The sequence below is a fragment of the Polaromonas glacialis genome, assembly GCF_000709345.1.
Lineage (GTDB): Bacteria > Pseudomonadota > Gammaproteobacteria > Burkholderiales > Burkholderiaceae_C > Polaromonas > Polaromonas glacialis.
The window spans coordinates 532362-555172 of sequence record NZ_KL448323.1 but is presented as its reverse complement, the minus strand read 5'-3'; the positions used below and the strand labels follow the sequence as shown (position 1 = coordinate 555172).

Sequence of the window (22811 nt, the reverse complement as noted above, 5' to 3'; positions counted from 1 at the left end):
CTCGATTCTTCAGGAGAGATGAGGAACGGCGTCGCCGAACACCAGGGCGCGGATCTGCGCCCACTGGGCTTCGGTCGGGCTGGGCGGCACGTTGATCGTATGGGCCGCGTGCGGGTCCAGCCATCCATTGGCGTCGAATACCATCCAGCTGCAGGTTTCGTTGACGACGGCCTCAGATTGGCTGCAGGCCAGGCGCAGGTACCAGTCCACCAGGATGAAGCGATGGTCGGCGAACTCGCCTGCAGGTGCCTCGCCACGAGCGAGCGCCACGTAGCGCTCATGGTCCAGCTCCTGAACAGCGTCGTCGTCGAGCAGAAACAAGCGGCTTTCATGCTGCACCGGCGTGCAACCCATCATATGTCTGTCTGCCGGCCCTTCGTACACCGGCGCAAAGCCGCCGCCGGGGGTGCGAAAGTTTGTGGTCTGGCCCTGGTACAAACGCGCCGCCACCCACTGCACGCTGCCATCGTAGGTGTAGGTGCGCAGGTCGAACTTGAGCATTTGCACCGGTTCCTGGTTCGAGAGAGCACGTCCGCCGGGCGCCACCAGCGCCTGTGCCACATAGCCGCCGGCGAGGATTTCCTGCCAGACGCGCTGGGTGAGTTTGTCGCCCCGGTAGGCGGCACGGCCGCCGAACCCGGCGAAGGGCTTGAAGAACAGCCGTCGCCGGTCACGCCAGAGCCGCTCGGCTTGTTGCGGGTCCACAATTTGAGTATGGGGAATGCCGGCCAGCAGAACATCTTGTGTGGCCTGCGGCACGCCCAACGCCTGCAGCCGCGTTGCATCGCTGAGCAAGGTCAGATTGCGCTTGTCCGCGTACAGGGCATGCGCTCGCGGGTGCGGCGTGAGCACCATGGCGTTCGTCAGGTAAGCCTCTCGCAGCGTCGCGCTGGCGGGTTCGGCCAGCGAAAAATCGGTCAGACGGTTGTAGACAATGTCTATCGCCAGATCGCCGTGCCAGAGCACACCCCCCCGCAACGTGAACTCGGACGGGCCGGCGATCACCGCTTGTACCCCGTGCCGCTGAAACAATCGCTGGAACAGCAAAAATTCCGGGTAAAGGTACTGTTGCGCGGGGTTCTCGTCGACGATGGCGATGCTGCGCAACGGTCGCTTGTGTCCACTAAGCGACCACTCTCGACGAAACATCGACATGATGCTTTCTTCGAACGAACTGGCTGCGTCCGGTGACGGCTCCAGACCCTGCAGCGCCGCGCAACAAGCGCGTTGTGCCCGCGCCAGCACGGCGTTGAGCATCGCACCGCCCGCATTGGTGTTGATCTCGATGAGCCCGAAGGCACCTTCGGTGACATGGAAGTCGTAGCCGAAGAACACGCCCTTGGCGCCACCGGGATCGTGGCGCGCAATGGTGGGTGCGGCGGCCAGAACCTCCTCGCGATAGGCCGGCAGCGCGACCACCGACTCGACGGCCTGCACTACTTGAGCCATGCGCCGCATGTGTTCGTGCGACAAAAAGACCGGGCGCGTCGCGAACAGGTAGGGGCAGCGCTGCTGGATCAAATCGAACAGACCGGGCTGGCCGATCTCGGACTCCAGCGCCTGGCGCAGCGCCGCGGTGTCCAGGCTGATGCAGAAGCATTCGCTGTTCAGCACTTCCATCGAAATCGGGCCGGGCGGCAGGCCTGCGGATGCGATTGTCGAGGGGTTCGGTAGAGTATTCATGACAGAAGCCCACCCTCGACCCACCCCTGGAAGTGCTGGGCTCGTTCGACAAGATGGACCATCTCAGCAGCCGCAGCCAGCGTTCTGGTGTGCTGAGTGAACCCTGATCTAGGTGAGATGAACGTGGCCATCTCGCGACCCAGCGCACGCTGTCGCTCAGGGGCTTGGGAAAGCAGCGAGATCACCAGGTTCTCCAGTGCAATCACACGAACGCGCAGACGCTCGAGTTCAGTGCTCATCGATTGAGGAACGTTCTTCGGCGCAGCGCTGTCAGACAGCAGACGCCGCGCTCGCGCGCCTCCTTCGTTGTCCCACCTGGAAAGTGCGGCCTCGAGCTGCGAGGAGGATCGCGTCCGGTCTGCGCTCATGCCATCAGCGCTTGGCGTGGCGCATCAAGGTCAGGCACTCGGGTTGCCAAGGCTTGCCGCAGGTGATTCAGGGGTCGTGTGACCATGATGTGTTCCTCAGGAAGTGACGGGATCAAACCGGCGCGCAAAAAAATTGTAGACCGGCACGTACACCAGACCGGCGTAGGCACCATAGAGAAAGCTTTCGACCAGCCCGATCAGGAAAGCCTGCAGCGTGAGCCACTTGAAGCCCGGTAGCACCTGCTCGAGGAAGGCGTGCATGTGCAGGGTCTCCGGCGTCGCGAGACCGTAGGTCACGCAGACAACAAACGAGATCGCCGTCGTTGTGGCGAGCGCCCATGAAACAACTTTGATGTTCAGCATGAGATGCTCCTAGTGCTGGTGCGGGCCGCGCGTATTGGCGGGCGTCATTGGGCTGGATCCTTCCGGCCGCCCCGCCGGGACGGTGCTCGCATCGCGGCGACTACTCTGATCCGAGCCGTGGCCGCCATGGCCGCCGTGCCCAAACATGTGCATGGCCACGAAGGCCACTGCGAAAAGTATCCAGATCCAGTTCTGTGCGAGCCAGTCCATGTCTATCTCCTTGTGGTCAAAAGCAGTGTCATGACGCGACTGATCGATCGCCTGCCTCGCATCGACAGGCGGAAATGTTGCGCCAGTTCCCGGGCACCAAGGGCATCGGGTCGCGCCCAAGGACCAGCGACCGGACCACGCTCGGGTGCCGACGCACCAACGTGAACGACAGACGCAGGTTGACACGCCCCGCGTTGCCCAAGCTCAAGGTAGTGCCGTTCCACAAGCGTAGCGCAAGGCTTCCATCGAAGACGCGAAATAGCCGCGTTAGCAGGTCGGACGATTCCTTGACGCCGCGCTGCAACGCCGGCAATGCGGGTAGCAGGTCCTGCACAGGCGCCACGGTGCCGTTGGTGTAGGCTGAGGCGCGATCCGCAGCAATCGAGATGCGGCCCGCAATGGGCCTTTGCTCGTTCATGCAGTCGCCCCAGCGGCATCCGACGCCACAGGAGCGGCGGCTTTGGGCTTGGCACTCTTGATGCCGGCCAGCTTGGTGCGCTTGAGCAGCAGCGCGTTGATGGCCACCACCGCCGAGCTGCCCGACATCGACAGTGCCGCGATCTCGGGTGACAGCGTGAAGGGATAGAGCACCCCTGCGGCCAGCGGGAAGGCGACCACGTTGTAGCCCACCGCCCACCACAGGTTCTGGTGCATCTTGCGCAGCGTCGCGCGCGACAGTTCGATGGCGCCGACGATGTCGTAGGGGTCGCTCTTCATCAGTACCACATCGGCGCTGTCCATCGCCACGTCGGTGCCGGCGCCGATGGCAAATCCCACGTTGGCCTGGGTCAAGGCGGGCGCATCGTTGACACCGTCACCGACCATCCCGACCCGTTTGCCCGTGGCCTGCAGTTCCTTGATCTTGGCGGCCTTCTGACCGGGCAATACATCGGACAGCACGCTGGTGATGCCCAGGTCGGCGGCGATGCGCTTGGCGGTGCCGGCGTTGTCGCCGGTGAGCATCACGACCTCGATGCCGCGCTCGCGTAGCTTGGCCACCGCGGCCTTGGCGGTGGGCCGAATGGCATCGGCGATGGCGATGAGCCCGATCACCTTGCCGTTCTGCGCCACGTGCACCACCGTGCGGCCTTCGCCCTGCAGCCGCGCGGCGTCAGCTTCCAGGGCCCCAAGCGCAAGCTTCTGGGTGTCCATCAGCAGGCGGTTGCCGAGGAAGACCATGCCGGCGGCAGTTTGCGCCTGCGCGCCCTGGCCGTCTATGCTCTTGAACCCGGTCGGGGTGACGACCTGCAGCTTTGCAGCGCGTCGCAAGACCGCTTGCGCCAAGGGGTGAGCCGATCCTTGCTCGACGGCCGCAGCCGCGACCAGCAGCACGTCCTCGGTGATGCCTTCGGCCATCACCATGTCCACCACCTCGGGCTTGCCCACGGTGAGCGTGCCGGTCTTGTCGAAGACGATGACGTTAAGCTTGGTGGCGTCTTCCAGCGCGGAAGCGTTCTTGAACAGGATGCCGTTGGCCGCGCCCAGTCCCGTGCCCACCATCACCGCCATCGGTGTCGCCAGGCCCAGCGCATCGGGGCAGGCAATGACGAAGACTGTGATGGTCAGCGTCACGGCAAACAGCAGCGGCTGGCCGATCCACCAGAACCACACCGCGAAGGTCACGAGCCCGACGGCGATGGCGGCGACCACCAGCCACTGCGCGGCCCTGTCGGCCAGCAGTTGCGCCGGCGCCTTGGAGTTCTGCGCCTCCTGCACCAGCTTGACGATCTGGGCCAGGGCAGTGTCGGAGCCGACCTTGGTGGCCTTGTAGCGAAAGGTGCCGCTGGTATTGATGGTCGCACCGGCCACCTTGGCGCCGGGGCCTTTTTGCACCGGCATTGACTCGCCGGTGAGCATCGATTCATCAACCAGTGAATCGCCTGACTCGACCGTGCCATCCACCGGGATCTTGTTGCCGGGGCGGATGACAACGGTGTCACCGACCACCACGTCAGCAGTTGCGACTTCGACCTCGGCGCCCTTGCGCAACACGAAGGCTTTGGCAGGTGCCAGATTCATCAGCGCCTTGATCGCCGACGACGCACCGGCACGGGCGCGCATCTCCAGCCAGTGGCCGAGCAGGATAAACACCAGCAGCACGGAGACTGCTTCGAAGAACTGGTCGCTCTCGAAAAAGAAGGTGGCGCCGACGCTGAACAGGTAGCCGGTGCCTACACTTAAAACAATCAAAGCGGCCATGCCGAGCGTGCCCTTCCTGAGCCCACGCCAGGCGGAGACGAAGAACGGCCAACTCGGGTAGATAACTGCGGCACTGGCCAGCCCGAACAGCCACTGGTTGAGCGGCAGGCCAAAGGGCGGTGTCGGTGCCGGGAACATATTGCCCATTGGCGAGTAGATGAAAATCGGTACCGCAAACACCAGGCAAATCCAGAAGCGGTTGCGCATGTCGCGGACCATGGCTGGGAGGTCCATGTTGCTGCCATGACCCATTTCCTGGGCCATGTCTGACGACATCGGCGACGATGTACCGCCGTGGGCGGCGTGACCCTTGTGGTCGGCCGCGACTGGGGCCGGCGAAGCAGCCTTGTCTTCAGCAGTTGCCGGCGAAAACCACGACTTCAGTTTCTGAAACAAGGATGTAACCGGCACCGGCGCGGCCGAATCGTGAGAAGTGCTTGGCTTGGGTGGGCTGACAGCGTCGGCAGCGGGCGGAGCCATATCAGGCATCGCCATGCCCGCAGGCATGGCGTCAGCGCTGGGCGTCGCCGTCTCGCCTGGTGTGGCTTGTACGGCTGGTGTGGCCGATGCGGCTTGAGCAGTTGCCGGGGCCACCGGTACCGCTGGCAGCGCGGCAGCAAGGGGGGCAGGGTCAACGTCATGGCCTGCTGGCCCGGTATCGGACGCAGGCCCAGCGGGCGTGGAGGGTTCGTGCGCGCGCCGGCGAAGAGCGGACTTGATGTCGGCGACTTCCAGCCGGGTCTCGTCGTAGCGCACGGTGGCGTTCTTGGCGGCGTAATTCACCGTCACGCTTTCGACGCCCGGCACCTCGCCGATGCGCTTTTCCACTTCGTCCACGCGTAGCACCGACAGCATGGCGTGAACTTCGATAACGCTGGTCTTCATCGTGTTTCCTTGGTCGGATTCATGTGCAGGGGTCTTTGCCGGTGCCATGAAACCGGCTCATCTAAACAGGATTAGTTCCGTGTTGGCATCTTATGTTTGACAGTGGGCATCTCATCGTCTGAACAGTAGTCGTTCTGCACCATCTCGCAGACGGCCGACGGCATCGACACGCCACAACGCCAAACCCAGGCTACGGGCAGAAATCGGCCCGCCTGCCTGGCGATTTCTGCTGTGGGTTGGAAGCTCACCTCCAGACCAGCCTCTACTTGCATGATCTCATCGGGAAGCGGCTGGAATTCGCCGGTGGCTTCGTCGTGCATATGCGGCATACAGATGCCCAGCCCGTACGCGGACAGCCGGCACAGCATCTCCTGCACTTCGGCCGATTGCATCGCTGCCTGGGCGGTTATCACCGCGGATGGCAAGCCTAGCGCGTTGCGTTGTGAAGCGGTCGCTGTCGTCATGGTGATCTCCAGAAGAGCAATTGCTGGCCCATTAAAGTGGCTGGGTCAAATGCCACATGCGTTCGGTTTGGAGAGCTGAAAACGGCGCTAACCTTTCTCGGCTGCACTTTTGTCTTCTTGGGAATCGCCCGCAGGGGCAGCATCCGGCGCATCTGGCGTGGTCGATGGCGCTGCCGTGTCCGGCGGTGCCGCATCGGCAGGACCCGTGGCCGCTGGTGCGCCCGGGGCACTCGTCGGTGCTGCCGACTTGGGGGATTCGGACGGCGCGGCAGGTGGTGCATGTCCAGCGTGCCCCTCTTTCAGTGCGGTACCAGCGGGCGTGGCCGCGTCATGGCCGCGTTGGCGCACGGCCGACTTGATATCGGTCGCTTCGAGCTGTGTCTCGTCATAGCGCACGGTAGCGCTGCCGGCCGCAAAGTTCACGGTCACGCTCTGGACACCAGGCACCTCGCCGATCCGCTTTTCGACTTCGTCGACGCTCAATACCGACAGCATGTCGTGCACTTCAATGGAGCTGGTTTTCATGGTGGTTCCTTGGTGAATGGGGTTCAGCGAGCCAGGCGCTGTGACTCGATACAGTCGGGTGTGAACTCAAACGCAACGTCTGCATCGGGCTGGACGAGCTTGTTCTTCTTGCCAACGTAGTGGAGCCGGGACAAGAAGTCGCGGATCAGGTTCAAGCGCGCCAATCGCTTGTTGTTCGTCCGTACGATGTGCCACGGAGCGATGGCGGTATGGGTGCGCAGCAGCATCGCGTCGCGTGCTGCCGAGTACGCCTTCCAGTGCTTGACCGCTACGGCATCAATGGGGCTGTATTTCCATTGTTTGAGCGGGTCGCGTTGGCGCTCAGCCAGGCGTTTCGCCTGTTCGTCCTTCTCGATGTCGAGGTAATATTTAAGCACCTTGATGCCCGAGTTGACCAGCATCTCCTCGAACTTCGGCACCGAACGCATGAACTCTTCATGCTCTTCCTTGGAGCAAAAGCCCATGACGTGCTCGACACCAGCGCGGTTGTACCAACTGCGGTTGAAGAGGACGAACTCCTCGGCCACCGGGAGTTGGGCGATGTAGCGTTGGAAGTACCAGCTGCGCAGTTCCCGGTCGGAGGGCTTGCCGAGCGCGACCACACGCGTCTCCCGAGGGCTCAGGTGTTTGACGATGCGCTTGATGCTACCGTCCTTGCCGGCGGCGTCGCGGCCCTCGACCAGCACCAGAATCTTGTCGCCGCATCCGATGAAGTGACGCTGCAGCTTCACCAACTCGACCTGCAGAAGATGAAGCTGCGCGTGGTATTGCTTGGACGAGATCGCCAACTTCTCGTCCACCGCGTCCACTGCGGGCGCGGCAGACAGGTTGCGGTGGTCGCTGGACGCACCGTGGTGCTTGTCCTTGTGTTCCTTCTTGCTCATGACGCGGACCGCACCTCTGACGGGTGCAGTTTGGCTTGATAGCCAAGACTACTGATCGCGGCTTCGATCTGGGTAGTCGTCACGCGCGTGGTATCGGCCTCCAGGGTGGCGGCGCCGGGGCGCAGCGTGACATCGACGTGGCTGACGCCATCGATCTTGCTGAGTGCGCGCTGCACGCTGCCGCTGCAGCCGCCGCAGGTCATGCCGTGGACATCAAATTTGAGGGTTTGCATGGTGAATTCTCCTTGAACTTAGGGGGTCAGGCCCCGGTGTGACCTCGTCAATTCTTTGGTGTTGCAGGGAAGCGGTAGCGGGTGATTTGGGTGCGAATCTCCATTGCCTGACAGTAGTCCATGCCATCTGGACAATGGTGGTCGCGATGACGGCGGTGCCAATGGCAAGGGCGAGTGAGGACATGAAGTTCATGCGAGGCTCCTGATGCAGGAAGGTGGGTAGCAATACCCGGTGTCTTGGTTGTGGGGAGCTGGCGGTGCAGCCTGTACTTGGGTACAGGGTCAAGACGCTTGCAACCGGAGGCATGAGTCGCGGATTGCGAGACGCCGGATTTGCCCCAAAAGGCTATAGGGCCAGGCGCGAGTAGAGCACTCTGATGGGTGGCCCGTATTCCGGGAGGCGCAGATCATTCGCTCGACTAAACAAAGTCGAAACGTGCCTTTCTGCAAACCATGCGGCTGACACGAAATGCGCCAACACAAGGTGTGGCGTGTCGAGGCTGGAAGGCTGCTTCATTAGCGACAAAGAACCCTCTTCACAGGCCTTCAGGCACGATTGCTTGGCAGGTTCCGCAGCGGGATGATATTCGTCGTGGGCAGTACCAACAGCATGGTTCTGGGCTATTCCATGTACCGCGTCCGTCGCCGGCAGTTGCACCGCCAGTGTTCCTTGGCTGTGGCTTACGCGCGCCTCCAGCAGGCAAGCGTTGACTGTTCCTGACGCCAACGTGAATAGCCAAACCACCAACATCATGCAGGCGGTATGGCACTTGGTACGGGTATTTGAGCGCAGCAACATGTAAATTATTTAGCGTCTGCGGTCAGTACCAAAGCTCGGGGCCGTTCTTCGAGCAAGGAATTCGTGCGCGCATTGGGACGTCAAAACACATTTGAGCGTTGACGAGGAATTTCTTCATCAAGTAATGTCTTTTTTAAGCGGCATGACGGCTCCGTTGATCGGTCCAACTGCCAGTGTGAACGCAGTGTGAGAAAAACGTCTGTGCGTTACCGCACTTAACGCTGTACTTGCGCTTAGTTTACGAAAACTTGTCGAAATATCGGTTGATCCAGCGCAAACAAGGTTTCGGTGACCCGCGCAGATCGCGCGGTTGAGACCAGACAAGCGCACGCCGAACTTTTTGATTGATTTCGAGTCGTAAGGATGTGGCCAGAAATAACTTCCCGAGCTCAGCCATTGGCCGGGACGGCACGGTAGTTCCAGCGGGGCAGATGTTCATCGAAGACGATACGCATATTTTCAAGAAAGTCTGCCGCGACTTTTTTGCCTTTGACGTAGACCCCGCCGAGTACCTCGGCCGTCACCTTCAGCCCTGTGGTAGTTTTGGCCTTTGCCATGAATTGCCGGGCGATGTCCACCGTGTGAAACGTCACGCCCTGGCAGGCGCGCGTCACATGGGCAAACAGGCGGTGATCGATCGGGTTGTGTTTTGAGCAGTACGGCGGGTAGTGCGCGATGCGGATCTCCAGTCCAAGCCGACCTTAGCTGTCAATGTCGAGCTTTGTACTTTCCTGAACTGTAACCTGTTGATTTACCAATGAAAAAGGCCGCTAGGTGTATGTCCCTAGCGGCCTTTGTCTTTAGTATGGTGGAGCTGGGGGGATTTGAACCCCCGTCCGCAAGCCTTGTTCGGGCAGATCTACATGTTTAGCGGTCTGGTTTTAGTCTCGCCACCTGTGTCGCACAGTCGCATGCTATACAGGACGCCAGCACCCTATTTTCTTGTCCCGGGTTAAGGTACCCAGCCCGAGACCAGCCGATAAAATTATCTTTACAGCCTGGAACCTTTAACTTGCGCTAAAGACCCCTTGCCCAGCCCATCGGCCTGCTGTTGTAAAGCTCACAGGCAATTAAGCTGCGAGTGCGAAACGTTCGTCGTTTGCAGTTAGTTTGTTTGAATCAGTTTTACGAGCACACTCAGCTCGACATGCACCACACCGCGTCCGAACCCGCGTCGAAACCAATGCAGCCCCAAGATAGTTATTTTAAGCCATTTTCAATAAATTCAAGAGTTCTGAAGGTTTAATGATCGTAAAGTCAGCGTTCCAGCTTTTCGTATCGCTGGTATTTCCCAGATAGCCGTAGGCTGCAGCCACTGTTGGCATACCAGCCGCGCGACCTGCGACGATGTCGCGTTCATCATCACCGACGTAAACACAGCGTTCCGGGGGCAGGTCAAGTTGCCGCGCCGCTTCAAGCAAGGGGGCAGGATGTGGTTTTGGATGAGACGTAGTATCACCACTGATGATGGTCTGGGCTGTCGCGAAAAGTGACATTGCCCGGGTCAGTGGAAGTGTAAATCGGGCTGACTTGTTGGTGACTACACCCCATTTGAATCCGGAATCACAAATTCGAGTAATCAGTTCGGCTACGCCATCAAACGCATAGGTACTCTTAACCAGCCGTGCTTCATAGTTTGAAAAAAACTCTTCCCTCAATGCTTCAAATGCAGCATCTTGAGGCGTCATGCCGAAAGCCACGGCAATCATTCCTCTGGCGCCGGCACCCGCCATTGGACGATAAAGGGACAGAGGAAGTGACTCAAGATATCTGTCTGTGCGCATTTTATCAGCTGCTGCACCCAGATCAGGGGCGCTGTCGATGAGAGTACCGTCCAGGTCAAACAGTACTGCACTTACATTATTTAACATTCTGCCTACAATTTCTCTTCGACATGATTTGATGCCATTTCAGGCCTTTGGGTAGCAACTAGATAATTCACGCTGGTGTTGTTGCTCAGCCAGTAATGACGAGTCATCGGGTTGTATTCAAGGCCCTTGGTCTGCACGAAATCGAGATTTTCTGCCCGGAAATAACGAGCGAGTTCACTAGGTTTGATCAACTTTGAATACTCATGCGTGCCGCGGGGCAGCATATTGAGCACGTATTCTGCACCGATGATTGCAAAGAGAAACGCTTTGGCGTTACGGTTGATAGTCGAAAAAAACACGTAACCGCCCGGCTTGACCAAAGCAGCGCAGGCTTTTACCACTGCGGCCGGATCGGGCACATGCTCAAGCATTTCCATACAAGTGACCACATCAAAAGTGCCCTGTTGCTCAGCCGCGAGAGCTTCTGCACTTATTTCACGGTACTCAACACCCTGAGTCTGGGCCTCAAGCGCATGAAGTTCAGCAACTTTCAATGCCTTGCCTGCCAGATCTATTCCAAGCACGGTTGCGCCTCTGCGTGCCATCGAATCTGTCAGAATGCCGCCACCGCAACCTACATCAAGTACGCGTGAACCATTCAAGGGGGCCAGACTTGCAATCCAGTCAAGCCTAAGCGGATTGATTTCGTGCAATGGTCGAAATTCACTCTCTTTGTCCCACCAGCGATGGGCAAGGTCAGAAAATTTAGCCAGTTCGGCAGGGTCAAAATTTTTGGTTGTGGGCATCAGGCTATTATCGTCGAGGCATAAAAAAACCGCGCTGATGCGCGGTTTTTTAGGTAATCTGAAAAGGATTACTTGTTGGCGCGGGTACCAACCACTTCGATTTCAACGCGGCGATTTTTCGCGCGACCTTCAGCGGTTTTGTTGTCAGCAACGGGCTGTTTCTCGCCTTTGCCTTCGGTATAAACACGGTTTTTCTCAATGCCCTTAGACACCAGATAAGCCTTCACAGCCTCTGAGCGGCGAACCGACAGTTTTTGGTTGTACGAATCACTGCCAACAGAGTCAGTATGACCGACAGCGATAATGACTTCAAGGTTGATGTCCTTGATCTTTCCGATCAGGTCGTCAAGTTTTTCTTTTCCTGCTGGCTTGATTACTGACTTGTCAAAGTCAAAGAAAGCATCGGCGGCGTACGTGACCTTGGTAGCAGCAGGTGGAGCTACAGGAACAACGACAGGAGCGGCTACAGGAGGAGCAACAGCCACAGGAGCAGGAGCAACTACAGGAACAATCGCACCATCGCAACCTGGAGCAGCAGTTGCCGGGGTCCAGAAGTTGTCACGCCAGCACAGTTCGTTGGTACCGTTTTTCCAGACCAGCTCGTTGTTGCCGTTTTTCCAGTTGTCGATTGTTTGCGCACCAGCGGCGGTAACAAGCGCTGCGGAAGCAAACAACATTGCCACTTTGTTGAGTTTGTTCATGATTCTCCTCTAGAGAAAAGCCGCAGACTTGCTGCGATTATTAAGATTACACGCCCCAAGTGACCATCACTCGGGGAGTTGGTTTGATTGTGCCACACACATTCTGGCCTTCAAGCGCGCTATAGGCTTCGTCCGACACAGAGCGGCGTTTCTTCCAAATATGTTGCGGACCTGCCACAAACAAGGCGTTTTAAACTCGAGCATTAAAATCAAACCACTTTTCGCTCATTCCTCAACACTTCCCAAACCAGGCTTTTCATGACTCAGTTCGCAAAAGAAACCCTGCCCATCAGCCTAGAAGAGGAAATGCGAAGAAGCTACCTCGACTATGCGATGAGCGTTATCGTGGGCCGGGCTCTGCCTGACGCGCGCGACGGGCTCAAGCCGGTACACCGGCGTGTGCTGTTCGCCATGCATGAGTTGAACAACGACTGGAACCGGCCCTATAAGAAATCTGCCCGTATCGTCGGCGATGTCATTGGCAAATACCATCCGCACGGTGACCAGTCGGTGTATGACACCATAGTGCGCATGGCCCAGGACTTTTCACTGCGCCATTTGCTGGTGGATGGTCAGGGAAACTTCGGCTCGGTCGATGGCGACAGCGCTGCGGCGATGCGTTACACGGAAATCCGGCTGTCCAAGATTGCTCACGAACTGCTGGCTGATTTGGACAAGGAAACGGTTGATTTCGGCCCCAACTACGATGGGAGTGAACAGGAACCGCTGGTCATGCCGACCCGCCTGCCGAATCTGCTGGTGAACGGCTCCGGTGGCATCGCTGTGGGCATGGCAACCAACATTCCGCCGCACAACCTGAATGAAGTGGTGGATGCTTGCTTGCATCTGCTGAAACAGCCTGAAGCGTCAATTGATGAACTGATGGAAATCATTCCAGCGCCAGACTTTCCCACAGGCGGAATCATTTATGGCATCAATGGCGTGAAAGATGGCTACCGCACCGGCCGCGGCCGGGTGGTCATGCGCGCCAAGTGCCATTTCGAGGATATCGACAAGGGTCAGCGCCAGTCCATCATTGTCGATGAACTCCCTTACCAGGTGAATAAAAAGACGCTCCAGGAGCGCATGGCCGAACTGGTCCATGAGAAAAAAATCGAGGGCATCAGCCACATCCAGGACGAAAGCGACAAGTCCGGAATGCGGCTGGTCATTGACTTGAAGCGCGGCGAAGTGCCCGAAGTGGTACTAAACAATTTGTACAAGCAGACCCAGTTGCAAGACACCTTCGGCATCAACATGGTGGCGCTGATCAACGGCCAGCCCAAGCTGTGCAACCTGAAGGACCTGATCCAGGTCTTTATTTCGCACCGCCGCGAAGTGGTGACGCGCCGCACGGTTTTCACGCTGCGCAAGGCACGCGAGCGCGGTCATGTGCTGGAAGGCCTGGCCGTCGCACTGGCCAATATCGACGAGTTCATCGCCATCATCCGCAATGCGCCGACACCGCCAGTGGCAAAAGCCGAACTGATGACCCGGGCATGGGACAGCAGCCTGGTTCGTGAAATGCTGACCCGGGCACGGACCGATGGCGGCATCGTCAATGCCCACGATTACCGTCCTGACGGTCTTGAGAAATCATTCGGCATGGGCAGCGACGGCCTCTACCGTCTGTCAGAAACCCAGACGCAGGAAATTCTACAGATGCGCCTTCAGCGCCTGACTGGCCTGGAGCAGGACAAGATCGTCGCTGAATACAAGGAAGTCATGGCCGAGATTGACGACCTGCTCGACATTCTGGCCAAGCCGGAGCGGGTCTCGACCATCATTGGCGAAGAACTGGCGGCTATCAAGATGGAATTCGGCCAGACCAAGCTGGGCAAGCGGCGCAGCCATATCGAGCACAGTTCGTTCGACCTGAGCACCGAGGACTTGATTACACCGACCGACATGGTCGTCACGCTCTCGCACACCGGCTATATCAAGAGCCAGCCGCTGTCGGAATACCGGGCGCAAAAGCGTGGCGGCCGTGGCAAGCAGGCCACCGCGACCAAGGAAGACGACTGGGTCGACCAGCTGTTCATTGCCAATACGCATGACTACATCCTGTGCTTTTCCGACCGCGGCCGGCTCTACTGGCTGAAGGTCTGGGAAGTGCCGGCAGGCTCGCGTGGCTCGCGCGGCCGGCCGATTGTCAACATGTTCCCGCTCCAGGAGGGGGAAAAGATCACCGTGGTCCTGGCACTGACGGGGGAAAAGCGCAGTTTCCCGGCTGACCAGTATGTGTTCATGGCCACGTCCATGGGAACCGTCAAGAAAACACCGCTGGACGACTTCAACAATCCCCGCAAGGGCGGCATCATTGCCGTGGCACTTGATGAGGGCGACTACCTGATCGGCGCCGCACTCACCGATGGAAAGCATGACGTGATGCTGTTCAGCGACGGCGGCAAGGCGGTTCGATTTGACGAAAACGATGTCCGTCCGATGGGCCGCAATGCGCGAGGTGTCCGGGGAATGAATCTGGAGGATGGCCAGGGGGTCATTGCCATGCTGGTTGCCGAAGATGGCGAACAAAGCGTGCTCACAGCCACCCAAAAGGGTTTCGGCAAGCGCACGTCCATTACCGAATATACCCGTCATGGCCGGGGCACCAAGGGAATGATTGCCATTCAGCAAAGCGAACGCAATGGCAAAGTGGTTGCGGCAACACTGGTTCATGCCGACGATGAGATCATGCTGATCACTGACCGGGGGGTACTGGTGCGCACGCGTGTCAGCGAAATTCGTGAAATGGGACGCGCCACCCAAGGTGTTACGCTGATAGGCTTGGATGAAGGTTCGCAACTAAGCGGCCTCCAGCGCATTGTTGAAAACGATGCGACTCTGGAAGAGGCAGACGAAAGCCTTGATACAGAAAACGACGCTGGCAGCGATGCCGTCAACCCGGAAAAAAATTGATGAAGAAACTGATCACCACGCTGGCTTTTGCCAGCCTTGCTCTTAGCACAGGCCTGCACGCCCAAACCACGGACGCCAAAACCGAAATGGCAGCCAAGGTCGTCAAGCTTCAGCAGGGGCCGGAACTTGACCGGCTCATCGCCCAGCTGGCAGGCAGCACAACACAGGAACTGATCGCCAGCTGGGGACCCCGGCTGGAAACGAATGTAGCCAAGGCCAACCAGCAAAAAGCGTCGGAAGCGCTGAATGCCGAACTCAAGAAGTATTCCGACGATACCAATCAGCTGATTGCCAAACAGGTCAGTAAAGTCAGCGCCGACGTTCTGGTGCCAGCCTATGCAGAGCGTTTTACGCTGGAGGAGCTGCAGCAGATTGCCGCTTTCTTCGAATCCCCTGCCATCAAGAAATACCAGGCTAATTCACCAGAACTTGGCAATATGTTTGTTCAGAAACTGATTGAAGCTTCAAGGGCCGATGTGCTCGCCCGGGCCAAGCAGTTTGATGCAGCGGCGCTGAAAATTGTGGGCGGGCCTGCAGCAGCACCCAAAGCCAGCCCGCCTGCCAAGAAATGACCCGGCCCTTCAACTTCTCGGCCGGTCCTGCCAACTTGCCGGAAGCTGTGTTGCAGCAGGCAGCCGAAGAAATGCTTGACTGGCACGGCAGCGGCATGAGCGTGATGGAAATGAGCCACCGGGGCAAGGAATTCATTTCGATTTACGAAAACGCTGAAGCGGATTTCCGGGAACTGATGGCAGTTCCCAAGAACTTCAAAATACTTTTCATGCAAGGCGGCGGACTGGCGGAAAATGCCATCGTCCCGCTGAACCTATCGCACGGTGGCTCGGCTGATTTTGTGGTGACCGGCAGCTGGAGCGACAAGTCGCAAAAGGAAGCACGCAAATATTGCGATGTCCAGATTGCCGCCACGACTGAAAGCAGCGCCTTTACCAGCCTGCCCCCCCTGGCATCCTGGCAGTTGCGCCGTGATGCCAGCTATGTGCATGTCTGCACCAACGAAACCATTCACGGCGTCGAGTTCCAGGAGTTGCCCGACTTGAAGTCCCTGGGCAGCAACGCACCGCTGGTGATCGACTTCTCGTCGCAAGTGGCTTCACGGCCCGTTGACTGGTCGAGGGTGGGCCTGGCTTTTGGCGGCGCGCAAAAGAACCTGGGGCCTGCCGGCGTGACGCTGGTGGTGGTGCGCGAAGACTTGCTCGGCCTTGCCCTGCCAGTCTGCCCGAGTGCTTTCAATTACAAGACGGTGGCAGACAATGATTCGATGTACAACACGCCGCCAACCTACGCCATCTATATTGCGGGGCTGACCTTTCAGTGGCTCAAGCGGCAACGGGCAGGCGAGGCAACCGGCATAGAGGCCATTGAAAAGCACAATGCGGCCAAGGCGCAGCTGCTGTATGACGCCATCGACAGTTCGGCGCTGTATGTCAACAAAGTCAGCAAGGACTGCCGTTCCCGGATGAACGTGCCATTCTTTCTGTGCGACGAGTCACGCAACGATGCCTTTCTGGCTGGCGCAAAAGCACGCGGCCTGTTGCAATTGAAAGGCCATAAATCCGTAGGTGGCATGCGGGCTAGCATCTATAACGCCATGCCATTGGCCGGTGTTCAGGCACTGGTGAGCTATCTGCAAGAATTTGAACAAAAACACGCCTGATATGACTGCCAACCTTGCTGATTTGCGCGTCCAGATCGACGCGCTGGACAAACAACTGCTGACACTCCTGAACCAACGCGCACTGGTTGCAGAACAGGTTGGAGAAGTCAAAAAGCGCGAAGGAACCCCTTTTTTCCGGCCCGACCGGGTTGCCCAGGTGATTGAAAAGATCCAGCAGAACAACAAGGGGCCGCTCAAAAATGAACATGTGGCTGCCGTCTGGCGTGAAATCATGTCGGCCTGCCTGGCGCTTGAGTCACCGGTGCGGGTAGCGTACCTTGGCCCTGCGGGAACGTTCAGCGAAGAAGCCGCCGTGCAGTTTTTCGGCTCCAGCATTGAACACGTCCCCTGCACCAGCTTTGATGAAGTGTTTCGTGCTGCCACGGCAGGCACGGCCGAATTTGGCGTGGTGCCGGTTGAAAACTCGACAGAGGGCGTCGTGTCACGCTCGCTCGACCTGCTGCTGAACTCGCCGCTGCACATCGTGGGAGAAGTCAGCCTGATGGTGCGACACAACCTGCTGCGGCTTTCAGACTCACTGGAAGGCATCGAAGTTGTCTTTGCGCACCCGCAAGCCCTGGCCCAATGCCAGGGATGGCTGACCACCCATTTGCCTCATGTCGAACGCCGCACCGCTTCCAGCAATGCAGAAGGCGCGCGCTTGGCAACCACCCATCCGGCCTGGGCCGGCATTGCCAGCGCCAGAGCAGCCACGCAGTTTTCACTGCACACGGCAGCGCATGCCATTCAGGACGACGCATTCAACCGCACCCGCTTTGCGGTGGTTTGCCTGCCCCAGACACTTCCAGCCCCACCCGCCTCGGGCAAGGACTGCACCAGCCTGGTGGTTTCAGTCCCCAACCGGCCGGGCGCCGTGCATGACATCCTGGTGCCGTTGAAAACCCACGGCGTTTCCATGACGCGCTTTGAATCACGTCCAGCACGCTCGGGTCAGTGGGAATACTATTTTTATATCGACCTCCAGGGCCATCCGTCCCAGGATCATGTGAAAGCCGCGCTTGCAGACCTCCAGCAGCTTTGCGCGTTTTACAAGATCCTGGGCTCCTATCCCGTCAGCGACTGATGCGCAATTCACGGCGAGATCGACCCGAGCCGGGTCATCACCATCATTTCAGGAATTCAGCATGTTCGAACAATTAGGCCTCATCGGCTGCGGTCTGATGGGCAGTTCCTTCGCACTGGCGCTCAAGCGCGCGGGTCTGGTCAGGCGAGTTGTTGGCTACAGCAAATCCCCCTCCACCACCGAGCGGGCTCGCCAGATGGGGGTAATCGACGTGGAGGCACCGTCGGCACTTTTGGCGGTTTCCGGTGCAGATATCGTCTTGCTGGCCATCCCCGTGTCGGCCACAGAAGCTACTTTCAAGGCCATACGGCACTTTGTCGGACCGACGACGCTGGTGATGGATGTAGGCTCAACCAAGCAAGATGTCGTGGATGCAGCACGCCGCGTACTGCGTGATCAGGTCGGCTCATTCATTCCCTGCCATCCGATCACCGGCAAGGAAGTTTCGGGGGTCGAACATGCGGACGTGAACCTCTACGCAGGCAAGCAGGTCATCCTCACACCGATCGAACGTACCTTGAGTTCACAGTTGCAAAAGGCAACGGATATGTGGACGGCCTTGGGCTGCAAGGTATTGCGCATGTCGCCCCAGGCACACGACGCAGCTTATGCAGCAGTCAGCCACCTGCCGCACCTGATTGCCTTTGCCATGATCAATGGCATCACGTCCCAGGCGCAGGGCCATGACTACATGGCACTTGCAGGACCGGGCTTTCGTGATTTCACCCGCATCGCCGCGAGCGACCCGAAGGTCTGGCGCGACATCCTGATGGCCAACCGCGAAGAGTTGCTCGCGCAGTCCAGAATTTTCCAGCGATCCCTGCAATCGCTTGAACAGCTGATTTCAAGTGGCAACAGGGAGGCGCTTGAATTACAAATCGGGCAAGCCCGTAAAACGCGCGCCAACTGGCGTATTTCCTCGCATCAAGCTCCCAAGTAAAGCACCGCTTCATGTACGACATCGAGTTTCTGGACCTCCCGCCGCTGACATGCGCCGCAGGAGAGGTCCACCTGCCCGGCTCCAAAAGCATTTCCAACCGCGTACTGCTGCTTGCCGCATTGAGCCACGGCCAGACCACGGTTCATGATCTGCTGGCGTCCGACGATACCGCCGTCATGCTCACCGCACTCAAGCAACTCGGTTGCACGGTGTTGCAAGATGGCGATACCGCCGTGATCGGCGGCCTGGGCGGTCAGCTCATCGAGCGCAAAGCCACGCTTTTCATGGGCAATGCGGGCACCGCCATGCGCCCCCTGACCGCTGCACTGGCGCTGCTGGGCGGCGAGTTTGAACTGTCGGGCGTGCCGCGCATGCACGAACGGCCCATTGGCGACTTGGTCGATGCCCTCAGGCAACTGGGATGCGCCATCGACTACCTGGGCGACGAGGGTTTTCCCCCTTTGCGGCTGCATCCAGGGTTTTTGAAGCTCGACCAGGCTATTCGTGTCAGGGGCGACGTTTCCAGCCAGTTTCTCACAGCCCTGTTGATGGCTTTGCCGCTGGTGGCCAGGAAAGCCATCTGTATCGAAGTCGTCGGCGAATTGATCTCACGGCCTTACATCGAGATCACTCTCAAGCTGCTCAGGCGCTTCGGCATTCAGGTCGAGCGCGAAGGCTGGCAGCGTTTCACGATTCCGGCTGGCAGCACCTACCAGTCGCCGGGTGAAATCCATGTAGAAGCCGACGCCTCATCCGCTAGTTATTTCATAGCACTTGGTGCAATAGCAGCAAGCGGAAAAGGCAAAAAAGGCTTAAAAATATTGGGAGTAGGAGCGGATTCCATCCAAGGAGACATCCGTTTTGTCGAGGCCGCTCGTCTGATGGGCGCCCGCATTGACAGCCTGCCCAACTCGCTGCAGGTATCGCGCGGCGCCTGGCCGCTCAAGGCCATTGACATGGACTGCAACCACATCCCCGACGCCGCCATGACGCTCGCCGTGATGGCGCTGTATGCCGACGGAACCACGGTGCTGCGCAACATCGGCAGTTGGCGCGTGAAGGAAACCGATCGCATCGCCGCCATGGCCTGCGAGTTGCGAAAGCTGGGGGCGACTGTCGAGGAAGGCGCTGATTTTTTGAAAGTCACCCCGCCCGGCCAAGCCGGCGCCTGGAATCCCGCAGTCATTCATACCTACGACGACCACCGCATTGCCATGTGTTTTTCGCTGGCGGCCTTCAACCCGGCCGAACTGCCAGTCCGGATTCTGGACCCCAAGTGCGTTGCCAAGACTTTTCCGGACTATTTTGAAGCGCTGTTCTCGGTCACCGAAGCACGAGACGACCAGATACCCGTGATCTGCGTGGACGGTCCGACCGCCTCCGGAAAGGGAACGCTGGCAGCGCTGACGGCGCATCACCTGGGTTATCACTACCTGGACTCGGGCGCCCTGTACCGCTTGAGCGCTTTCGCGGCCTTGCGCGCCGGCCTGTCGCTTGATGACGGCGACGCCATTGCCGAGATTGCACGCAGCTTGCCGGTCCGGTTCAAGGGCGACCGCATTTTCCTGGCCAACGGCGATGCAGAAGAAGACGTTTCCGAGGAAATTCGCACCGAAGTCGCCGGCATGGCGGCGTCCCGGGTTTCGGCCCATCCGCAGGTGCGCAATGCCTTGCTGGACCTGCAGCGCAGTTTCCGGCAACTGCCCGGCCTGGTGGCTGACGGCAGGGACATGGGCACGGTCGTGTTTCCCGACGCGCCACTCAAGATTTTCCTGACCGCCAGCGCCTTGCATCGCGCCGAACGCCGGTACAAGCAATTGATTTCAAAAGGAAACGCGATTACAATCGCCGCCATTCAACAGGATTTGGAAGCGCGCGACCAACGGGACATGTCCCGCAAAGCCGCACCGTTAAGACCTGCTGATAATGCCCGGCTACTGGACAATTCCGACCTGACGATCGATGAATCGCTGGGTCTGGTGATGGACTGGTGGCAAGGCACCCGGCCCTTCTGACCCTCGACGCGCATCCCCCTCATGGGCCGCAGGGTTCGCAGGAATATTTCAAGTAACCTGCGGTCTTACCTGTCGTTTGACCGCGTAAACCTCACCAAACCGCCGCAAGCAGTCGTAAAAACAATAGCAATTCCGCTATTGGAAACCTGTTGTGTGGATTAGGAAATTCATGTCTGAATCTTTTGCCGACCTGTTTAACGAATCACTCGAACGCTCTGAAATGCGCTCCGGTGAAGTCATCACCGCTGAAGTAGTGCGCATCGATCACAACCATGTGGTTGTGAACGCCGGCCTCAAGTCAGAGGCTTACATTCCTCTCGAAGAATTCAAGAACGACCAGGGCGAAGTTGAAGTCCAGGTCGGCGACTTCGTCTCCGTCGCCATCGATTCCGTTGAAAACGGCTACGGCGACACCCTGCTGAGCCGCGACAAGGCCAAGCGCCTGGCGTCGTGGATGAGCCTGGAAAAAGCCCTGGAATCCGGCGAATTCGTCACCGGCCAGACCAGCGGCAAGGTCAAGGGCGGCCTGACCGTTCTGGTCAACGGCATCCGCGCTTTCCTGCCCGGTTCGCTGATCGACACCCGCCCCATCAAGGACTTGTCTCCGTACGAGAACAAGACCATGGAATTCAAGGTCATCAAGCTCGACCGCAAGCGCAACAACGTCGTGCTGTCACGCCGCGCCGTGGTCGAAGCCAGCATGGGCGAAGAGCGCGCCAAGCTGATGGAAACCCTGAAAGAAGGCTCTGCCGTCAAGGGCATCGTCAAGAACATCACCGAATACGGTGCATTCGTTGACCTCGGCGGCATTGACGGCCTGCTGCACATCACCGACATGGCATGGCGCCGCGTGCGTCACCCAAGCGAAGTGGTGACGGCTGGCCAGGAAATCGTAGCCAAGATCCTGAAGTTCGACACCGAGAAAAATCGCGTGTCGCTGGGTCTGAAGCAGATGGGCGACGACCCATGGATGGGCGTGAACCGCCGCTACCCGCAATCGACCCGCCTGTTCGGCAAGATCACCAACATTGCCGACTACGGCGCATTCGTGGAACTCGAACCCGGCATTGAAGGCCTGGTCCACGTGTCCGAAATGGACTGGACCAACAAGAACGTAGCTCCTAGCAAGCTCGTGGCCCTGGGCGACGAAGTCGAAGTCATGGTCCTCGAAATCGACGAAGACAAGCGCCGCATCAGCCTGGGCATGAAGCAGTGCAAGGCCAACCCATGGCAGGAATTTGCCGTGGAAACCAAGCGCGGCGACCGCGTCAAGGGTCCGATCAAGTCGATCACCGACTTCGGCGTGTTCGTGGGTCTGGCTGCCGGTATCGACGGTCTTGTGCATTTGTCTGACCTCTCGTGGAACGAGCCCGGCGAAGCCGCAGTTCGCAACTACAAAAAGGGCCAGGAAGTCGAAGCCATCGTGCTGGCTGTCGATGTGGACCGTGAGCGTATCTCCCTGGGCATCAAGCAGCTTGATTCCGACCCGTTCACCACCTTTGTGTCGATCAACGACAAGGGCGCGATCGTGACCGGCAAGGTCAAGACCGTTGATGCCAAGGGTGCCGAAATCGACTTGGGCGAAGACATCATTGGCTACCTGCGCGCCAGCGAAATCAGCCGTGACCGCGTTGAAGATGCGCGCAATGTGCTCAAAGAAGGCGATGAAGTGTCGGCAGTCGTGGTGAACGTGGATCGCAAGACCCGCAACATCCAGTTGTCGGTCAAGGCCAAGGACAACGCCGACCAGCAGGAAGCCATGGCTTCGCTGAGCCAGCAGTCCTCACGTGAAAGCGCCGGCCTGACCAGTCTGGGCGCCCTGCTGCGTGCCAAGCTGGACAGCAACGAGTCCAAGTAATCTTGCGGGACAGTCCACATGACGCGGCTTGCCGCCCATGTGCTCTGTCCCCAACCAGATAATTTCGGATGACCCGAAGCGATTTAGTCGAAGAACTGGCAGCCCGATTCAGCCAGCTGACGCACCGTGATGCCGAGTTGGCGGTCAAGACGCTTCTTGACGCCATGGGTGACACCCTGGTGCGCGGCAACCGGATTGAAATCAGGGGTTTCGGCAGTTTTTCCATCAACCGGCGCCCTCCTCGCATGGGACGCAACCCTCGCTCCGGCGAGAGCGTGGCGATTCCTGAAAAGCGGGTGCCGCATTTCAAACCGGGCAAGGCCTTGCGCGAAGCTGTTGATGCCCGAACGGAAGAATTGCTGAAGGTTCCGGTGTCGAGTTGACGCTTG

Annotated in this window: 23 protein-coding genes and 1 other RNA gene; 8 read left to right on the top strand and 16 right to left on the bottom strand. The window is 58.9% G+C overall.

Annotated features, from left to right (window positions below; translation table 11 throughout):
• Positions 1-9: 9 nt before the first annotated feature.
• The 16 genes from EC86_RS0102970 to ompA all read right to left on the bottom strand — a co-directional run bounded on the left by EC86_RS0102970 (position 10) and on the right by ompA (position 11931).
• The gene (locus tag EC86_RS0102970; protein WP_029524213.1) at positions 10-1683 is read right to left on the bottom strand and encodes a hypothetical protein; all 1674 of its coding nucleotides are present in this window, start codon (positions 1681-1683) and stop codon (positions 10-12) included.
• Positions 1680-1922: a hypothetical protein gene (locus EC86_RS0102965; RefSeq protein WP_198026748.1), complete on the bottom strand. Its 243-nt coding sequence runs from the start codon at positions 1920-1922 to the stop codon at positions 1680-1682. The genes EC86_RS0102970 and EC86_RS0102965 overlap by 4 nt, the downstream gene beginning before the upstream one ends.
• Before the next feature lie 225 nt (positions 1923-2147).
• Positions 2148-2414: a DUF5676 family membrane protein gene (locus EC86_RS0102960; RefSeq protein ID WP_029524211.1), complete on the bottom strand. Its 267-nt coding sequence runs from the start codon at positions 2412-2414 to the stop codon at positions 2148-2150.
• Positions 2415-2423: 9 nt separating this feature from the next.
• Positions 2424-2624 carry a DUF2933 domain-containing protein gene (locus tag EC86_RS25840; RefSeq protein WP_036771754.1) on the bottom strand — a complete coding sequence of 67 codons (201 nt, stop codon included), beginning with the start codon at positions 2622-2624 and terminating at the stop codon, positions 2424-2426.
• A 28-nt stretch (positions 2625-2652) separates the two neighbouring features.
• A complete protein-coding gene (locus EC86_RS0102950) occupies positions 2653-3042 on the bottom strand; it encodes a hypothetical protein (RefSeq protein ID WP_029524210.1) in 390 nt (129 codons plus the stop codon).
• Complete coding sequence (locus EC86_RS0102945) at positions 3039-5708, bottom strand: heavy metal translocating P-type ATPase (protein WP_029524209.1); 2670 nt, start codon at positions 5706-5708, stop codon at positions 3039-3041. The genes EC86_RS0102950 and EC86_RS0102945 overlap by 4 nt, the downstream gene beginning before the upstream one ends.
• Before the next feature lie 71 nt (positions 5709-5779).
• On the bottom strand, positions 5780-6172 hold the full coding sequence (locus EC86_RS0102940; protein WP_029524208.1) for a hypothetical protein: 393 nt from the start codon (positions 6170-6172) through the stop codon (positions 5780-5782).
• Positions 6173-6259: 87 nt separating this feature from the next.
• Positions 6260-6697, bottom strand: a complete 438-nt coding sequence (locus EC86_RS0102935) for a heavy-metal-associated domain-containing protein (protein WP_029524207.1) — start codon at positions 6695-6697, stop codon at positions 6260-6262.
• 23 nt (positions 6698-6720) lie between these two features.
• On the bottom strand, positions 6721-7581 hold the full coding sequence (ppk2, locus tag EC86_RS0102930) for a polyphosphate kinase 2 (protein WP_029524206.1): 861 nt from the start codon (positions 7579-7581) through the stop codon (positions 6721-6723).
• Positions 7578-7814 (bottom strand): heavy-metal-associated domain-containing protein, encoded by a 237-nt coding sequence (locus tag EC86_RS0102925; RefSeq protein WP_029524205.1) that lies wholly within the window; start codon positions 7812-7814, stop codon positions 7578-7580. Before EC86_RS0102925 ends, ppk2 begins: the two co-directional genes overlap by 4 nt.
• Positions 7815-8160: 346 nt before the next feature.
• The gene (locus EC86_RS29430; RefSeq protein ID WP_029524204.1) at positions 8161-8613 is read right to left on the bottom strand and encodes a hypothetical protein; all 453 of its coding nucleotides are present in this window, start codon (positions 8611-8613) and stop codon (positions 8161-8163) included.
• A gap of 389 nt (positions 8614-9002) precedes the next feature.
• Complete coding sequence (locus EC86_RS30515; RefSeq protein WP_408633913.1) at positions 9003-9251, bottom strand: ISAzo13-like element transposase-related protein; 249 nt, start codon at positions 9249-9251, stop codon at positions 9003-9005.
• Positions 9252-9419: 168 nt separating this feature from the next.
• Positions 9420-9806, bottom strand: a transfer-messenger RNA (tmRNA) gene (ssrA, locus tag EC86_RS27475).
• Between the two features lie 12 nt (positions 9807-9818).
• Positions 9819-10484, bottom strand: coding sequence for an HAD family hydrolase (locus tag EC86_RS27470; protein ID WP_084181122.1), 666 nt, complete (start codon positions 10482-10484; stop codon positions 9819-9821).
• A gap of 5 nt (positions 10485-10489) precedes the next feature.
• Positions 10490-11230, bottom strand: coding sequence for a bifunctional 2-polyprenyl-6-hydroxyphenol methylase/3-demethylubiquinol 3-O-methyltransferase UbiG (ubiG, locus tag EC86_RS0102910; protein ID WP_036771752.1), 741 nt, complete (start codon positions 11228-11230; stop codon positions 10490-10492).
• Between the two features lie 68 nt (positions 11231-11298).
• Positions 11299-11931, bottom strand: coding sequence for an outer membrane protein OmpA (gene ompA / locus EC86_RS0102905; protein WP_029524201.1), 633 nt, complete (start codon positions 11929-11931; stop codon positions 11299-11301).
• A 258-nt stretch (positions 11932-12189) separates the two neighbouring features.
• Between ompA and gyrA the strand changes: the two genes are divergently transcribed.
• The 8 genes from gyrA (at position 12190) to EC86_RS0102865 (ending at position 22805) form a co-directional block, all read left to right on the top strand.
• Positions 12190-14850, top strand: coding sequence for a DNA gyrase subunit A (gene gyrA / locus EC86_RS0102900; RefSeq protein ID WP_029524200.1), 2661 nt, complete (start codon positions 12190-12192; stop codon positions 14848-14850).
• The gene (locus EC86_RS0102895) at positions 14850-15422 is read left to right on the top strand and encodes a DUF2059 domain-containing protein (protein ID WP_029524199.1); all 573 of its coding nucleotides are present in this window, start codon (positions 14850-14852) and stop codon (positions 15420-15422) included. The genes gyrA and EC86_RS0102895 overlap by 1 nt, the downstream gene beginning before the upstream one ends.
• Positions 15419-16525, top strand: a complete 1107-nt coding sequence (gene serC / locus EC86_RS0102890; protein ID WP_029524198.1) for a 3-phosphoserine/phosphohydroxythreonine transaminase — start codon at positions 15419-15421, stop codon at positions 16523-16525. The genes EC86_RS0102895 and serC overlap by 4 nt, the downstream gene beginning before the upstream one ends.
• Position 16526: 1 nt before the next feature.
• Positions 16527-17609, top strand: a complete 1083-nt coding sequence (gene pheA / locus EC86_RS0102885) for a prephenate dehydratase (protein ID WP_029524197.1) — start codon at positions 16527-16529, stop codon at positions 17607-17609.
• A gap of 61 nt (positions 17610-17670) precedes the next feature.
• Positions 17671-18549 carry a prephenate dehydrogenase gene (locus EC86_RS0102880; protein WP_029524196.1) on the top strand — a complete coding sequence of 293 codons (879 nt, stop codon included), beginning with the start codon at positions 17671-17673 and terminating at the stop codon, positions 18547-18549.
• Positions 18550-18560: 11 nt separating this feature from the next.
• The gene (locus EC86_RS0102875) at positions 18561-20564 is read left to right on the top strand and encodes a bifunctional 3-phosphoshikimate 1-carboxyvinyltransferase/cytidylate kinase (RefSeq protein WP_029524195.1); all 2004 of its coding nucleotides are present in this window, start codon (positions 18561-18563) and stop codon (positions 20562-20564) included.
• Between the two features lie 169 nt (positions 20565-20733).
• Positions 20734-22422: a 30S ribosomal protein S1 gene (gene rpsA, locus EC86_RS0102870; protein ID WP_029524194.1), complete on the top strand. Its 1689-nt coding sequence runs from the start codon at positions 20734-20736 to the stop codon at positions 22420-22422.
• A gap of 68 nt (positions 22423-22490) precedes the next feature.
• Complete coding sequence (locus EC86_RS0102865; RefSeq protein WP_029524193.1) at positions 22491-22805, top strand: integration host factor subunit beta; 315 nt, start codon at positions 22491-22493, stop codon at positions 22803-22805.
• Positions 22806-22811 lie beyond the last annotated feature (6 nt).

Bases quoted from the DNA above. Each gene is read 5' to 3' on its own strand.
- EC86_RS0102970 (WP_029524213.1), bottom strand. From the start codon at position 1,683: ATGAATACTCTACCGAACCCCTCGACAATCGCATCCGCAGGCCTGCCG.
- EC86_RS0102965 (WP_198026748.1), bottom strand. From the start codon at position 1,922: ATGAGCACTGAACTCGAGCGTCTGCGCGTTCGTGTGATTGCACTGGAG.
- EC86_RS0102960 (WP_029524211.1), bottom strand. From the start codon at position 2,414: ATGCTGAACATCAAAGTTGTTTCATGGGCGCTCGCCACAACGACGGCG.
- EC86_RS25840 (WP_036771754.1), bottom strand. From the start codon at position 2,624: ATGGACTGGCTCGCACAGAACTGGATCTGGATACTTTTCGCAGTGGCC.
- EC86_RS0102950 (WP_029524210.1), bottom strand. From the start codon at position 3,042: ATGAACGAGCAAAGGCCCATTGCGGGCCGCATCTCGATTGCTGCGGAT.
- EC86_RS0102945 (WP_029524209.1), bottom strand. From the start codon at position 5,708: ATGAAGACCAGCGTTATCGAAGTTCACGCCATGCTGTCGGTGCTACGC.
- EC86_RS0102940 (WP_029524208.1), bottom strand. From the start codon at position 6,172: ATGACGACAGCGACCGCTTCACAACGCAACGCGCTAGGCTTGCCATCC.
- EC86_RS0102935 (WP_029524207.1), bottom strand. From the start codon at position 6,697: ATGAAAACCAGCTCCATTGAAGTGCACGACATGCTGTCGGTATTGAGC.
- ppk2 (WP_029524206.1), bottom strand. From the start codon at position 7,581: ATGAGCAAGAAGGAACACAAGGACAAGCACCACGGTGCGTCCAGCGAC.
- EC86_RS0102925 (WP_029524205.1), bottom strand. From the start codon at position 7,814: ATGCAAACCCTCAAATTTGATGTCCACGGCATGACCTGCGGCGGCTGC.
- EC86_RS29430 (WP_029524204.1), bottom strand. From the start codon at position 8,613: ATGTTGCTGCGCTCAAATACCCGTACCAAGTGCCATACCGCCTGCATG.
- EC86_RS27470 (WP_084181122.1), bottom strand. From the start codon at position 10,484: ATGTTAAATAATGTAAGTGCAGTACTGTTTGACCTGGACGGTACTCTC.
- ubiG (WP_036771752.1), bottom strand. From the start codon at position 11,230: ATGCCCACAACCAAAAATTTTGACCCTGCCGAACTGGCTAAATTTTCT.
- ompA (WP_029524201.1), bottom strand. From the start codon at position 11,931: ATGAACAAACTCAACAAAGTGGCAATGTTGTTTGCTTCCGCAGCGCTT.
- gyrA (WP_029524200.1), top strand. From the start codon at position 12,190: ATGACTCAGTTCGCAAAAGAAACCCTGCCCATCAGCCTAGAAGAGGAA.
- EC86_RS0102895 (WP_029524199.1), top strand. From the start codon at position 14,850: ATGAAGAAACTGATCACCACGCTGGCTTTTGCCAGCCTTGCTCTTAGC.
- serC (WP_029524198.1), top strand. From the start codon at position 15,419: ATGACCCGGCCCTTCAACTTCTCGGCCGGTCCTGCCAACTTGCCGGAA.
- pheA (WP_029524197.1), top strand. From the start codon at position 16,527: ATGACTGCCAACCTTGCTGATTTGCGCGTCCAGATCGACGCGCTGGAC.
- EC86_RS0102880 (WP_029524196.1), top strand. From the start codon at position 17,671: ATGTTCGAACAATTAGGCCTCATCGGCTGCGGTCTGATGGGCAGTTCC.
- EC86_RS0102875 (WP_029524195.1), top strand. From the start codon at position 18,561: ATGTACGACATCGAGTTTCTGGACCTCCCGCCGCTGACATGCGCCGCA.
- rpsA (WP_029524194.1), top strand. From the start codon at position 20,734: ATGTCTGAATCTTTTGCCGACCTGTTTAACGAATCACTCGAACGCTCT.
- EC86_RS0102865 (WP_029524193.1), top strand. From the start codon at position 22,491: ATGACCCGAAGCGATTTAGTCGAAGAACTGGCAGCCCGATTCAGCCAG.